Annotated in this window: 13 protein-coding genes; 2 read left to right on the top strand and 11 right to left on the bottom strand. The window is 64.7% G+C overall.

Annotated features, from left to right (window positions below; translation table 11 throughout):
- Positions 1–1,014 (bottom strand): SO2930 family diheme c-type cytochrome, encoded by a 1,014-nt coding sequence (locus tag ATE67_RS04190; RefSeq protein WP_058815387.1) that lies wholly within the window; start codon positions 1,012–1,014, stop codon positions 1–3.
- Positions 1,011–2,225, bottom strand: a complete 1,215-nt coding sequence (locus tag ATE67_RS04185) for a parallel beta-helix domain-containing protein (RefSeq protein WP_058815386.1) — start codon at positions 2,223–2,225, stop codon at positions 1,011–1,013. Before ATE67_RS04185 ends, ATE67_RS04190 begins: the two co-directional genes overlap by 4 nt.
- A 119-nt stretch (positions 2,226–2,344) precedes the next feature.
- On the opposite strand from ATE67_RS04185, the gene ATE67_RS04180 reads away from it, so the two are divergent.
- A complete protein-coding gene (locus ATE67_RS04180; protein WP_058815385.1) occupies positions 2,345–2,740 on the top strand; it encodes a DUF2147 domain-containing protein in 396 nt (131 codons plus the stop codon).
- Here the strand turns inward: ATE67_RS04180 and ATE67_RS04175 are convergent.
- From ATE67_RS04175 to ATE67_RS04150, 6 genes are all read right to left on the bottom strand, one after another.
- The gene (locus tag ATE67_RS04175; protein WP_058815384.1) at positions 2,737–3,705 is read right to left on the bottom strand and encodes a phosphatase PAP2 family protein; all 969 of its coding nucleotides are present in this window, start codon (positions 3,703–3,705) and stop codon (positions 2,737–2,739) included. The two genes, ATE67_RS04180 and ATE67_RS04175, sit on opposite strands and share 4 nt — an antisense overlap.
- Before the next feature lie 132 nt (positions 3,706–3,837).
- Positions 3,838–4,536: an aspartate/glutamate racemase family protein gene (locus tag ATE67_RS04170; RefSeq protein ID WP_058815383.1), complete on the bottom strand. Its 699-nt coding sequence runs from the start codon at positions 4,534–4,536 to the stop codon at positions 3,838–3,840.
- A gap of 123 nt (positions 4,537–4,659) precedes the next feature.
- On the bottom strand, positions 4,660–6,144 hold the full coding sequence (locus ATE67_RS04165; protein ID WP_058815382.1) for an NAD(P)(+) transhydrogenase (Re/Si-specific) subunit beta: 1,485 nt from the start codon (positions 6,142–6,144) through the stop codon (positions 4,660–4,662).
- A gap of 1 nt (position 6,145) precedes the next feature.
- Entirely contained in the window at positions 6,146–6,427 is a 282-nt protein-coding gene (locus ATE67_RS04160) for a proton-translocating transhydrogenase family protein (RefSeq protein ID WP_058815381.1), read from the bottom strand.
- Between the two features lie 25 nt (positions 6,428–6,452).
- Positions 6,453–7,574 carry an NAD(P) transhydrogenase subunit alpha gene (locus tag ATE67_RS04155; RefSeq protein ID WP_058815380.1) on the bottom strand — a complete coding sequence of 374 codons (1,122 nt, stop codon included), beginning with the start codon at positions 7,572–7,574 and terminating at the stop codon, positions 6,453–6,455.
- A gap of 13 nt (positions 7,575–7,587) precedes the next feature.
- Positions 7,588–7,707: an aa3-type cytochrome c oxidase subunit IV gene (locus tag ATE67_RS04150; protein ID WP_058815379.1), complete on the bottom strand. Its 120-nt coding sequence runs from the start codon at positions 7,705–7,707 to the stop codon at positions 7,588–7,590.
- Positions 7,708–7,942: 235 nt separating this feature from the next.
- On the opposite strand from ATE67_RS04150, the gene ATE67_RS04145 reads away from it, so the two are divergent.
- Entirely contained in the window at positions 7,943–9,376 is a 1,434-nt protein-coding gene (locus ATE67_RS04145) for a sigma-54-dependent transcriptional regulator (protein WP_058815378.1), read from the top strand.
- Positions 9,377–9,493: 117 nt separating this feature from the next.
- On the opposite strand, the gene folP is transcribed toward ATE67_RS04145, so the two are convergent.
- The 3 genes from folP to ATE67_RS04130 all read right to left on the bottom strand — a co-directional run bounded on the left by folP (position 9,494) and on the right by ATE67_RS04130 (position 13,046).
- A complete protein-coding gene (gene folP / locus ATE67_RS04140) occupies positions 9,494–10,624 on the bottom strand; it encodes a dihydropteroate synthase (RefSeq protein ID WP_058815377.1) in 1,131 nt (376 codons plus the stop codon).
- A gap of 146 nt (positions 10,625–10,770) precedes the next feature.
- Entirely contained in the window at positions 10,771–11,910 is a 1,140-nt protein-coding gene (locus tag ATE67_RS04135; protein WP_058815376.1) for a site-specific DNA-methyltransferase, read from the bottom strand.
- A gap of 239 nt (positions 11,911–12,149) precedes the next feature.
- Entirely contained in the window at positions 12,150–13,046 is an 897-nt protein-coding gene (locus ATE67_RS04130) for an oxidoreductase (RefSeq protein WP_058815375.1), read from the bottom strand.
- Positions 13,047–13,056 lie beyond the last annotated feature (10 nt).

The raw sequence follows: 13,056 nt of genomic DNA, 5'->3' as shown, positions 1-13,056 counted from the left end.
CTAATGCGATGCTTTCGGCATCTCCGCAATCCATTGCCGCAGCAGCGCCGCGCCCTCTCTATGCACCGTCGAGCGACCGACCTCGGGCATCGCGATCCCGGGGTCCAGGCTTTCGAGGCGATAGAGCAGGAAGCTGTGCGCGGGATCGCCCGGCGCAACCGCGAAATCCATGCCGCCGCTGCCCCTGCCGGCCGCGGTCGGGCGTTTGCCGATGCCGTAATTGACGTTCACCGGATCGGTCCAGCGCAGGAACAATCCGCTGTTCGACGCGCTCCCCTCGGGGTTGTGACAGTGCGCGCAATTAACCGCGAGATAGGCGCGCGCGCGGTCGTGCAACGACCCGCTCTTCGGATCATCCCACCTGGGCATCGGAGCGATGCGCATGGCCGGATACGAGAAGAAACGCGAGGAATCGGCGCCATTGAAGTCCAGGTTATTGGCTTTGGGCCCGATCGGCACGATCTCGCCCTTCAGGCTGTGGCATTCCTTGCACTGGTTCTTGTTCGGCACCGCATAGTTGATGCTGTACGACGTGCCGTCGGGGCTTTTGAAACGCACCGGAATGCGCCGCCCCGCGATCGCGAGCGAGGCATCCTTGCCGTCGGCATCCCAGATATAGGGCAGCGCGGTCCAGCCGCTCGCGCGGCGGATCAGCAGGCGCGTCTCGACCGGACGCCCGCCGTTCCAGTCGGGCCAGCCGAAGCTTTTGACAATCACCGTCCCCACCGGAAAGTCCGGCACCCCGTCGCGGCCGACCGGCGCATTGGCGCCCGGCGGCATCCAGATGGCGCGATGCTTTTCGGCATAATCGCTGAACAGCGGCGTGTGCAGGCTGTACGGCAGCAAGGCGGGGAGCGGCTCGCTCGTCCCCGGCTTGAACAACCCGAAGGCCGATAGTTTGGCCGGCATCGCAGGGCCGTCGATCACCGCCTGATCGGGCAACAAATGGGGCGCGGGCGACGCGCCGCCCGCGCAAAGCAGCGCCGCGGCAAGTGCTGCCGCGATGCGCCTCACTTGACCTTGGCCTCCATGCTGTCGGGCAAATTGATCGCCGGCAGCGCGGCTGGCGGCGTCGCTCTCGACAGGTCGACGGGCGTGGGCTTCGCTTCACTCCGCGGCGTTTTCACGTCGGGCAGGTTCAGCGACAGCACCCCGACCTTGTCGAGGACAATCGCATCGCCCGCCCCGTCCCACAGCACCGGCGGGATCGCGCCGCCCATCGCCGCGGCGATCATGCCGCCGCCCTCGAACGCCGGCGCATAACCCGCCTTGCCATGCTGGTTCCCGCGCACGACGATAGCCTTCGGCAGCGGCTGGTATTTCGGGTCCTTATGCTCATAGCGATAGCCGACGATCATGACGTTCGCGGTGCCGTTCTGGTCGAACACATTGCCGAACACCTCGACATTGCGGTTCGCCATCACCAGCACGCCGGTGCCGGTCGGCACGCTCGCGACGATATTGCCCGCGGGCGCGAAATTCGCGGTGTTGTTGTCGTTGACGACATTCTCGAAGACACGGACATTATGCCCGCCCTGCTGCGGCAGGCTGGGCAGGTCGAAGACCAGGATGCCCCCTGTGTTGCGCGTCGCGATATTGTCGTGGACGTCGGCGTCGAAGCTGTTTTCGATCTCGATCCCCGCGACATTCTCGGTCGCGATCGAATCGCGGACGACGATATTCTTCGACTGGCCCACGTAAATGCCCGCGTCCGACGCGCCGCGCACGAAGACGCTGTCGATCAGCACGTCGGTGCTTTCGACCGGATAGACGCCATAGGCGCCGTTCGTAGATTTGGGGCCGCCCGTCCATTCGACGCGCAGCTGGTGATAGACAATGCGGTCGGCGCCCTTCGACTTGATGCCGTCGCCCTTGGTGTTGATCACCGCAAAGTCGGTCAGGAGCACATCGTCGGACGTGACGAGCAGGCCCTCGCCCGCCCCCTGCTGGCCCGAGAAGTCGAGGATCGATCCGCCTTCGCCCGCTCCGGCGCCGCGCACAGTGACATTGGCGACGTCGAGCGACAGCCCGTCGGTCAGCGTCCACGTCCCCGCGCCGAGCTGCACCGTGTCGCCCGGTTCGGCCAGGATCAGCGCCTCCTGCAGCTTTTCGTTCGCGTCGGGCGTTCCTGCCTTGACGCTGATCGTTTTCGCGGCAGCCGGACCGGCTGTGAAAGCTGCGACAATGCAAAGCGTCGCCGCGTGGCGGAGGCCGGGGAATCGCATAAGTCTCTCCCTTGTTTTCTTGAAACCATGCGGCAAGACTTGACGGATGCCAAGCGGGTTGCTGACATAGGTGTAGCTAATAGAACCGGAGAGGGGTCGCAGTGATTTATAGATTGGGATTGGCGCTGGCCGCCTTTGCCGCGGTGCCGTCGATGGCCGCCGCGCCGTCTTCGCTGACGGGACGCTGGAAAACCGACGACGGCAAGGGCATCGTCACCATGGCGCCATGCGGCACGAAAATGTGCGGCAAGATCGAGCGCCTGCTGATCAAACAACCGGCAGGCGGACAGCTCGACGAGCGCAACCCGGAGAAGCAGAAGCGCAGCCGCCCGGTCACCGGCCTGCAAATCTACTGGGACCTTGTGCCCCACGAAGGCGGCTGGAAAGGCCCCGGCTACAGCCCCGAAGACGGTCGCTATTACACCGCGCACCTGCGCGTGAACGGCAACAAGCTGACGATGAAGGGCTGCGTCGCGGTCTTCTGCCGCACGGTCACCTGGACACGGATCGTCTAGGCCGTCGCGGCTTGTCCCGCAAGCGGCGCATCCTCCGATAATTGGTCCTTGCGAATGGGCACCACCTTGGCAGCGACGGCGAAGCTGATCCAGGCGAGCAATATTCCGGCCGGTATATCAATCAGATAATGCCAGCGGCTCGCCACCGCTGCGACGACGATGAACAAGAACAGCAGCGCGTAGGGCGGCACGAGCAAGCGCCCGTGCCGCCAGGCAAACAGCAAGAACAGAAACGCGCCCCCCGCGTGCAACGACGGCATCGCCGCGAGCCCCGCTGTGAAGCCTTCGCCGCCATGCCGGGCGATCCAGTCCGGGCCGCCTGTTACGGAATGCTGGTAAAAGGCCAGCATTGCGCGCTGGTTCTCGGTGACTAGGGGATTGATCCCTGGTTCATAAAGAAAGGGCCCGACGGCGGGAGCGATCAGGTAGGCGAATGCACCGAACGACTGAAAGAGCAGGACAGCGACGACGAGCTTGCCGAAATGATCGGGCGTGCGCAGCGCATGATAGAGGAAAGAACAATAGAAGAGGCCGATGAACGAAATCATGTAGAAATTTGCGTCGTAAGGGATCAACCACAGCATGGATTCGCGCAGCCAAAAGCATAGGTCAACGAGCGGCCGCGCCGCCATGTCCATCCGCCAGTAAAAGGCGTCGAAGTGCAACGGATTGATGTGCGGAACCCACAGCTTCATGTTGAAATGCGCAAAAAGGACTACCGTATAGCACGGAAAAGCAAGGAGATATTGCGACGCAACCCGGCGATGGCCGAATAGTGCCAACCCGCCTCCGAGCAGCGCGACGCCGATCAGCGGATAGACATAATGGATGCCGACGAACCGCGCGCTGCCGCCGCTTGGAAAGACGATCGGCATACCGTAATGCGCTGACAACAGCAGCATCAGTGCCAGCATCGTCGCCGCGATCCGTACCTCGATGGGTAACCATTCGATTCGCAAACGCATAACCACCCGCTAAGAAAGAAAATTCCAGCGGAAGATGGCCGTTTCCAAGAGCCCCCTCCGCAACGGAATCTACGCCTCGAAGATTATCGAGTGGATAATTTTCTGTCGGTTGAAAGCGCCAATCTGGAAGCGTCAGGACGCGTCGCCCAAAATCCAGTCGACCCCCGCCGCAACATGAATGCGCGTCGTGTCATAGATCGGCAGGACGTTCGCGTCGGGATCGACGATCATCACCAGTTCGGTGCAGGCGAGGACGAGCGCCTGCACGTCCTGCTTCGCGATGTCGGTGATGAAGGTGCGCATCTGGCGGCGCGCGTCTTCGGTCACCTTGCCCTGCATCAGCTGGTCGTAGATGATGTTGTCGATCGCCTCCGCCCGGCCCGCGTCATAGGGCGCAAGCGTCAGCCCGTGCCGCACGAGACGCTGGCGGAACCAGGGCTCGGTCATCACGTTGCGCGTGCCGATCACCGCCGCCGACTTGACCCCGTCGGCCTTCATCTTCTCGCCGGTCTCGTCGACGATGTGAACCAGCGGGATCGAGATCGCCGCCGCGACATCCTCGGCGACCTTGTGCATCGAATTGGCGGCGATCATCAGCGCGGTGGCGCCCGCATCCTCGAGCCGCTTCGCCGACGCGATCAGCACGTCCTTGGCGTGCGCCCATTGTTCAGCCGTGGTGATCCGCGACAGATCGCAATAGTTGAGGCTTTCGAGGATGATCGGCGCCGAGCAGGCGGTTCCGATGCGCTTTTGCACGCCCTTGTTGAGATGGCGGTAATATAGCTCGGTCGATGCCCAGCTCATTCCCCCGATCAGGCCGATTTTGCGCATATGGTCCCTCTTTAAAACACGTCGCCCCTGCGAAGGGCGTTCAGAGGCACGTGACTCTGGACGCGGCCGCAGGGGCAAACGCTTGATAGCGGCCCCTGCCTTCGCAGGGGCGACGGTAAGAGTCTAGTGCCCGCTACCGCTCAGCGCCTTGACGATGTCGTCGGCCATCTTCTTGGCGTCGCCGAGCAGCATCATCGTCTGGTCCATATAGAAGACGTCGTTGTCGACGCCGGCATAGCCGACCCCGCCCATCGAGCGCTTCACGAACAGCACCGTCTTGGCATTGGCGACGTCGAGGATCGGCATGCCATAGATCGGCGACGACTTGTCGGTCTTCGCCGCCGGGTTGGTCACGTCGTTGGCGCCGATGACGAAAGCGACGTCGGCCTGCGCGAATTCGCCGTTGATGTCTTCCAGCTCGAAGACCTCGTCATAGGGAACGTTCGCTTCGGCCAGGAGCACGTTCATGTGCCCCGGCATGCGCCCCGCGACCGGATGGATCGCATATTTGACGTTGACGCCTTCCTTCTTCAGCTGGTCGGCCATCTCGCGCAGCGCGTGCTGTGCCTGGGCGACCGCCATGCCGTAGCCAGGGACGATGATGACATTTTCGGCCTGGCTCATCAGGAAGGCCGCATCCTCGGCGCTGCCCGGCTTCCACGGGCGCTGTTCCTTCGAACCGCCTGCAGCGCCCCCCGAATCGTCGGCGCCAAAACCGCCGGCGATCACGCTGATGAAGCTGCGGTTCATCGCGCGGCACATGATGTACGACAGGATCGCACCCGACGAGCCGACAAGCGCGCCGGTGATGATCATCGCGGTGTTGCCGAGCGTGAAGCCCATCGCCGCCGCGGCCCAGCCCGAATAGCTGTTCAGCATGGACACGACGACCGGCATGTCGGCGCCGCCGATCGGGATGATCAGCAGGAAACCGATCGCGAAGCTGAGGCCCGTGATCGTCCAGAACACCCACGGCGACTGGTCCTGCGTGAAGTACGCAGTCAGCGCGATGATCGCGGCGAGCGTGCCGAGATTGATGATATGCCGCCCCGGCAGCATGATCGGCGAGCCCGACATATTGCCGTTGAGCTTCAGGAAGGCGATGACCGAGCCTGAGAAGGTGATCGCGCCGATCGCGATACCGAGCCCCATTTCCACGCGGCTGACGACATGGATCTGCCCCGCCGCATCGGCGATGCCGAAGGCAAGCGGATTGAGATAGGCCGCCGCCGCCACCGCGACCGCGGCGAGGCCGACGAGGCTGTGGAAGGCCGCGACGAGCTGCGGCATCGCGGTCATCGCGATGCGCCGCGCCATGACGATACCGATCACCGCGCCGATGCCGATGGCGATAAGGATTTCACCAAGCCCGATCGTGTCTAGGCCGCCTTCGAGGGTAACCGGCACATGCGTCAGCAGCGTGGTGACGACCGCGATCGTCATCCCGATCATGCCGAAGCGGTTGCCGCTTTGCGCCGTCTCGGGGCTCGAAAGCCCCCGGAGCGCGAGGATGAAAAGGATGCCCGCCACCAGATAGGCGATGGCGGCGTAAGGATTTACCGCGCCATGGCCGCCCGTCGCGGCGGAGAGAATGGCCTGTATGTCCATCTCAGCGCTCCTTCTTCTTGTACATCGCGAGCATGCGCGACGTCACGGCGAAGCCGCCGAAGATGTTGATGCTGGCCATCACGACCGCCGCGAGGCCGAGCCATTTCGACGTCGCCGATCCCGCGGCGGCGCTGGCGATCAGCGCGCCGACGATGATCACCGACGAAATCGCGTTGGTGACGCTCATCAGCGGCGTGTGCAGCGCCGGGGTCACCGACCAGACGACGAAATAACCGACGAAACACGCCAGGATGAAAATCGAAAAGATGGAAATGAAATCCATTACAGCCCCCTGTCCGTCGCCGGCCTCAGCCGAGCAAACGCTCGTTCACCACTTTCCCGCCCTGCGTCAGGCGCACGGCATTGCCGATTTCTTCGTCGAGTACGGGCCTCCCCGCTTCCTTGTCCCAAAAGGCCGCAAGGAAATTGAAGAGGTTGCGGCTGAACAGCGCGCTGGTGTCGGCGGGCATCAGCGCCGCGATGTTTTTCGCGCCGATGACGGTGACGCCGTGGATCTTCTTCGTTTCGCCCGACACCGATCCCTCGACATTGCCCCCGCTTTCGGCCGCCATGTCGACGATCACGCTGCCCGAGCGCATCGTAGCGAGCTGCGCGTCATTGATCAGCCGCGGTGCGGGGCGCCCCGGGATCAGCGCCGTGGTGATGACGATATCCTGCTTGGCGATGTGCGAGGACACCAGCTCGGCCTGCGCCTTCTGATATTCCTCTGACATTTCCGTTGCATAGCCGCCGGATCCCTCACCCTCGATCCCCGCGACGCTTTCGACGAAGATCGGCTTGGCGCCGAGCGACAGGATCTGTTCCTTGGTGGCCGAGCGCACGTCGGTCGCGCTGACCTGTGCACCGAGGCGGCGTGCGGTCGCAATCGCCTGAAGCCCGGCGACGCCGACGCCCATGATGAACGCCTTTGCGGCGCTGACGGTGCCTGCGGCGGTCATCATCATCGGAAAGGCACGGCCATAGGCGTTCGCCGCCATCAGCACCGCCTTGTACCCGGCAAGATTCGCCTGGCTGGAAAGAATGTCCATCGACTGCGCGCGCGTGATGCGCGGCATGAATTCCATCGCGAGCGCTTCGAGGCCCAGCTTTGCATACTCGTCGACGCGTGCACGCTCCCCGAAGGGATTGAGGCCCGCGGCGAGCCAGGCGCCGTCGGCAAAGCCGCTCAGGCTTTGCGGGTCCGGTCCCTGGATGCCGAGAATGATGTTCGCGCCCTTCAGCACATCGGCGCGCGAGGCGACGCTCGCGCCCGCGGCGGCATAGTCGGCATCGGCGATCGACGCCTGCTCTCCTGCCCCGGTCTCGACGGCAATTTCAGCGCCCAGGCCAATGAATTTCTTCACGGTTTCCGGGGTCGCGGCGACGCGGGTCTCGCCGGCGGCGAGCTCCTTCAGGACAGCGATGCGCATGCCGGAAGGCCGGTCAGGATATGATGAGGACGACGAAGACGGTCACGATCGCGGTAATGATCGATCCGACCTTCAGGAGGCTGAGAAAACCCGAATAGGTTTCATTCGCCGCCGTCATTTCCTGTTCTGCCATGACCTGTCCCCTTTGCCTGTGGCCCGAAGCGCGCGCCCGCGCACCCAGAATCGGGCATCGGTGAGGTCTTAGACACGCCTTGCGCCATGCTCAAGGCCGCTGTGCCCGAAATCATGCGGAACCGCGGCAAAAGGGGAACGGCCTTAATCGCCCCTTTACCCATGTGCCTTACATCACTGCGCTTGAGCGGACGAAACGGCACTACGGCGCCGAACCACGGGGCAGAATCGGGATTATGGCCAGCACGCGCGATACGCGAACAGTGATGATCGTCGACAGCGAGTCCGCACAGCAGCGCTTCCTGTCGGCGCTGGTGTCGCGCGGCGGATGGCGCAGCATCGTGGCCGCCGACACCGATACCGCCCTCGCCAAGCTCGGCACACAGGAAGGCATGGCGCTCGACGCCGTCCTCGTCGACCAGGGTGCCCCCGGCATGGACATCGCCGATTTCGTCGCCGAACTCCGCCGCTGGCGCCCCGCGCTGCCGCTGATCGTCGTCACGATGCGCAACGGCGTCGAGGTCGCGGTCGCCGCGATGCGCGCCGGCGCGAGCGATTTCGTCCAGAAACCCATCGCCCCCGACCGCCTGCTCGAGGCGCTCGACCGCATCGTATCGCAAGGCGGCCCGCAGGGCGAGCTTCGCCCGCTCACCGAAAAGCTCCGCGCGCCGCTGGCGTTCGAGGAGATCATCGGGTCGAGCCCCAATTTCCGCAGTGCGCTCGCGATCGCCGCCAAGGCCGCGCGCGCACGCGTGCCGGTGATGATCAACGGCAAGCCCGGCACCGGCAAGGAAGTCTTCGCCCGCGCGATCCACAGCGCCAGCCCGCGCGCCCGCGGCCAGCTCGTCATGGTCGACTGTTCGGCGGTCTCCCCCGGCCTGATCGGCTCGGGCCTGTTCGGCCACGAACGCGGCGCCTTTCCGGGCGCCTTCGACCGGCAGGTCGGCCGGCTCGTCCAGGCCGACGGCGGCAGCATCATCATCGACCATGTCGAATGCATTCCGCTGGAGACGCAGGCGAAGCTCGTCGAATTTCTGAACAGCGGCGAAGTCCAGATGATCGGCGGCACGATCCGCCAGAGCGTCGATGTCCGCATCATCGCGACCAGCGCCAGCCCGCTCGACAAGCTGATCGAGGCGGGCCACTTCCGCGAAGACCTGTTCTACGCGCTCTCGACCGCGCAATTCACCCTGCCCTCGCTGTCGGAACGCCGCGGCGACGTCGGTCCGCTCGCGCGCCATCTGCTCGCGCGCATCGGCGGCCTGCCCGGCATGGGTCCGATCGGCGTCACCGACGATGCGCTGCGCCTCCTCGCCGCCTATGCCTGGCCCGGCAACGTCCGCCAGTTGCAAGACGTGCTGTTCCGCGCCGCGACCGCGAGCAAGACCGATGTGCTCACCAGCGCCGACTTCAAGGCGATCGAAGCTGCGCTCGGCGGCGGCACGCCCGGCGGCAGCGACGATGTCGCGATCAACGGCGAAGCGATTGGCGTCACGCTGTACCTGCCCGACGGCAACCTCCGTCCGCTCGAGGAAATCGAGGCCGACGTCATCCGCCTCGCGATCGGCCACTACCGCGGCCGCATGAGCGAAGTCGCGCGCCGCTTGGGGATCGGCCGCTCGACGCTCTACCGCAAATTGAGCGATCTGGGGATCGATACGGCGGCCTGAACCACCGGCACAATATAAGATGTGTTCCCCCGCGAAGGCGGGGGCCCATCTCCTGCCAACTTCATCTTGAACCCACCGAAGATGGATCCCCGCCTTCGCGGGGACACATATTTATGATCAGGCCGTCAGCGCCGCATCGCGCAGCCCGCGCCATACCCTGAGCGCCTGCCGGTTTTCCGCCACGTCATGCACGCGCAGCAACTGCGCGCCCTGCGTCGCCGCCTGATAGTGGAGCGCGACGCTGCCGCCGAGCCGCTGGTCGGCGGGCGCTTCATTGTCGAGCGCGCCGATCATCCGCTTGCGGCTCGCGCCGAACAGGATCGGGCAGCCAAGGGCGTGGAAGAGTGCCAGTCCGTTGATGAGCGCGAGATTGTCGGCGACGCCCTTGCCGAAGCCGAGCCCAGGGTCGACGATGATCTTTGCAGAGTCGACCCCCGCCGCCTTGCACGCCGCGACGCGATCGGCGAGCATGTCATAGACGTCGAACAGGACATGGGCGTAACCGCCGCCCTCGTGCGGATCGCTCTTTGCCGACGGTGCATGCATCAGCACGACCGGGCAGCCCGCGCGCACCACGACCTCCATCGCCCGCTCGTCGTAGCGCAGCGCCGAAATGTCATTGACGACGCTCGCCCCCGCCGCGAGCGCGGCTTCCATCACCGAGGCCTTGCGCGTGTCGATCGACACCGCGACGCCGCCCTTCGCCAGGGACGATACGACGCCCTCGATACGCTGGATTTCGTCGCCTTCCCAGACGAGCGGCGCGCCGGGCCGCGTCGATTCTCCGCCGACGTCGATGATCGCGGCGCCCGCCGAAGCGAGCGCATAGCCTGCCTCGCTGGCGGCGGCGGTGTCGACATGCTTGCCGCCGTCCGAAAAACTGTCGGGCGTGACGTTGAGGATGCCCATGAGCTGCGGCTCGTTCAGCCGCACGGTGCGCTCACCGAGTTGCAGCGCGCCGCGCGGGCGCATCACCGCCGCGCGCTGCATCTTCGCCGCGTCCGCCAGCCGATCGGGCATCGCCGCGATCCAGCCATCGAGTTCGGGAACCGGCACGATCGCCGATTTGACCCCGTCATTATCGCGCAGGCTGAGATGCCAGGCCGCAAACCAGACCATCGTGTCGGCGATGCGCAGGCAGTCATCGTCCAGCTCGTGCGGCCGGTCGACGAAGCATGCCGGACGCAGATAGACGCGTGCATCTTCCCACGTCTTGCCGAAGTCGGGCTTGGTCAGGGGTGCAAACATCAGCTTTCCCTTATCCGTTCGTGCTGAGATTGTCGAAGCACCGGTCTTCCTGTGCTGCCTCGAAGAACAAGACGGCCCCTTCGACGCCGCCTGCGGCGTCGCTCAGGACATGCTTCGACAATCTCAGGGCAAACGGTTGTGAAATGCTACGCCTCGTTCGCCAGCAGCCAATCCTGCCGCACCGCATCGATCACGCGCAATTGCTTGCCGTCGTCGACGTGCCAGAAGGTCCAGCCGTTACAGCTCGGCGCGCCCTGCACGCCTGCACCAACCTTGTGGATCGATCCCGCGGGCTGCCCTGCGCAATCGAGTGATCCGTCGACGCGCACGACCGCCTTCCAGCGGCGCTTGGCGTCGGTGAGCACCGAACCCGGCGCGATCAGGCCGCCTTCGACCAGCGTGCCGAACGCGACACGCGTCGCGGCCTGGGGCGCCATCATCGTCTTTACCGCGCTTTCGTCGAGCGGCAGCGCCATCTCGATACGCTCGAGGGCGGCTTCGATATAATCATCCTCGCGCTCGATCCCGATGAAGTGGCGGCCCAGGCGCTTCGCGACCGCGCCTGTCGTGCCGGTGCCGAAAAAGGGATCGAGCACGACATCGCCGGGGTTCGAGCAGGCAAGGAGGATGCGATACAGCAAGGCTTCGGGCTTCTGCGTCGGATGGACCTTCGTCCCGCCCTTCTTGAGCCGCTCCTGACCGCCGCAGATCGGGATCAGCCAGTCCGACCGCATCTGAAGCTCGTCGTTCAGCGTCTTCATCGCACGATAGTTGAAGGTATATTTGGCCTTCTCGCCCATCGACGCCCAGATCAGCGTCTCGTGCGCATTGGTAAAGCGCGTGCCCTTGAAATTGGGCATCGGGTTCGCCTTGCGCCACACGATGTCGTTGAGGATCCAATAGCCTTGATCCTGCAAGGCAGCTCCGACCCGGAAGATATTGTGATAGCTGCCGATCACCCAGATGCTGCCGCCGGGTTTCAGGATGCGCTTCGCCTCGGCAAGCCAGGCGTGGGTGAAACGGTCGTAGGTCGCCAGACTGTCGAACTTGTCCCATTCGTCGTTGACCGCATCGACCTGGCTGCCGTCGGGACGATGAAGGTCGCCGCCGAGCTGGAGATTATACGGCGGGTCGGCGAAGATCATGTCGACCGACGCTGCCGGCAAGCTGCGCATCATTTCGACGCAATCGCCCTGCAAAATGCGGTCTAGCGGCAGGTCGACCGGCGCCGCTTTAGGCGCACGCTGCTTCGCCGCGGGCGCCTTGACCCGTTCCATCACACCCATGTCGCCACCCCGTCCTCGATCGAAAGAAGCCCTTGATGAGTCCGGCGGAGTCCGCCGTCAAGTCACGGATTCTAGGGATTCCGGGTATCGCAATGGTTAACGCCGCAGGAACGAAACGAGTCTGCCACACCATATGGAGTCTGCCGCGAATCGGGGACTCAACCGGTGGTGGTGTGGCCGCGAAGACTCACCGCGGAAAAAATATTTGATCCTCCCTGCCGCGAAGCCATGGGGAGGAACTACAGCCCGGGATCGACCCCCGTCAGCTCGATCGAACGCTTCCACAACTCGCGCGCCAGCTTCGGATCGCGCGCATCGCGCGTCGCGCGTGCGGGGCCCGATCGTCCGGACACTTCGCCGAGCCCCTGTGGCCCCAGATAGTCGCCCCCCTGCACGTTCGCGCCCGTCGCCGCTTGCAAGGTCGGCCAAGCCCCTTGCGCCGCGCTGTTGAAAAAGGGCGCCGCCAGCGGCGTCATCGTGCGGAACGGCAGCGGCAGGTGCCGCGTCAATTCGGTGAGCGCGACGCCCGGATGGCACCCGATCGCCTGCGTCGCGCGGCCCGCGGCGCTCAGCCGCCGGTCGAGCTCATACATATGGAGCAGGTTCGCAAGCTTGCTCATCTGATAGCGCGCCCAATGGTGATAGCTGCGGCTGGCGGACAGATCGCTGTAGTCCATCGTGCCGCTCTTGTGCGCGATGCTGGCGGTCACGACGATGCGGTCGTCGACATGGCCGTGCACCAGCCCGGTAAAGGCGAAGGTGCCGAGGTGGTTGACCCCGAATTGCAGCTCATACCCCTGTTTGGTCAGCGTCTTCGGCGGGATCATCACCCCGGCGTTGTTGACCAGCACATCGATCCGCGGACCCTTGATCACCGCTTTGGCCGCGTCGCGCACCTGATCGAGATCGGCGAGGTCGAGCGGCTGGAACGACAGCTCCGCGTTCGGCACATCGACGCGGATGCGGTTCATCGCCGCCTCGGCGCGGCCTTCGTCGCGGCAGGCCAGCACGACATGGCCGCCGCGCGCCGCCAATATCTTCGCCGTTTCGAAGCCCAGCCCTGCATTGGCGCCCGTGATCAGGAACCGCCGTCCGGTCTGCTGCGCAACATCATCGGCCGTGAATCCGCTGCGCATGTCCGTCTCC

Origin of the sequence: Sphingopyxis sp. H050 (genome assembly GCF_001468265.1) — a bacterium.
In the GTDB taxonomy this organism is placed as follows: Bacteria; Pseudomonadota; Alphaproteobacteria; order Sphingomonadales; family Sphingomonadaceae; genus Sphingopyxis.
Note: the sequence above shows the minus strand (reverse complement) of the source record. Positions and strands in the feature narration are given on the sequence as shown.

What these genes read in the sequence shown, in the direction of transcription:
- ATE67_RS04185 (WP_058815386.1), bottom strand. Translation starts at nt 2,225, where the DNA reads ATGCGATTCCCCGGCCTCCGCCACGCGGCGACGCTTTGCATTGTCGCA.
- ATE67_RS04175 (WP_058815384.1), bottom strand. Translation starts at nt 3,705, where the DNA reads ATGCGTTTGCGAATCGAATGGTTACCCATCGAGGTACGGATCGCGGCG.
- ATE67_RS04170 (WP_058815383.1), bottom strand. Translation starts at nt 4,536, where the DNA reads ATGCGCAAAATCGGCCTGATCGGGGGAATGAGCTGGGCATCGACCGAG.
- ATE67_RS04165 (WP_058815382.1), bottom strand. Translation starts at nt 6,144, where the DNA reads ATGGACATACAGGCCATTCTCTCCGCCGCGACGGGCGGCCATGGCGCG.
- ATE67_RS04160 (WP_058815381.1), bottom strand. Translation starts at nt 6,427, where the DNA reads ATGGATTTCATTTCCATCTTTTCGATTTTCATCCTGGCGTGTTTCGTC.
- ATE67_RS04155 (WP_058815380.1), bottom strand. Translation starts at nt 7,574, where the DNA reads ATGCGCATCGCTGTCCTGAAGGAGCTCGCCGCCGGCGAGACCCGCGTC.
- ATE67_RS04150 (WP_058815379.1), bottom strand. Translation starts at nt 7,707, where the DNA reads ATGGCAGAACAGGAAATGACGGCGGCGAATGAAACCTATTCGGGTTTT.
- ATE67_RS04145 (WP_058815378.1), top strand. Translation starts at nt 7,943, where the DNA reads ATGGCCAGCACGCGCGATACGCGAACAGTGATGATCGTCGACAGCGAG.
- folP (WP_058815377.1), bottom strand. Translation starts at nt 10,624, where the DNA reads ATGTTTGCACCCCTGACCAAGCCCGACTTCGGCAAGACGTGGGAAGAT.
- ATE67_RS04135 (WP_058815376.1), bottom strand. Translation starts at nt 11,910, where the DNA reads ATGGGTGTGATGGAACGGGTCAAGGCGCCCGCGGCGAAGCAGCGTGCG.
- ATE67_RS04130 (WP_058815375.1), bottom strand. Translation starts at nt 13,046, where the DNA reads ATGCGCAGCGGATTCACGGCCGATGATGTTGCGCAGCAGACCGGACGG.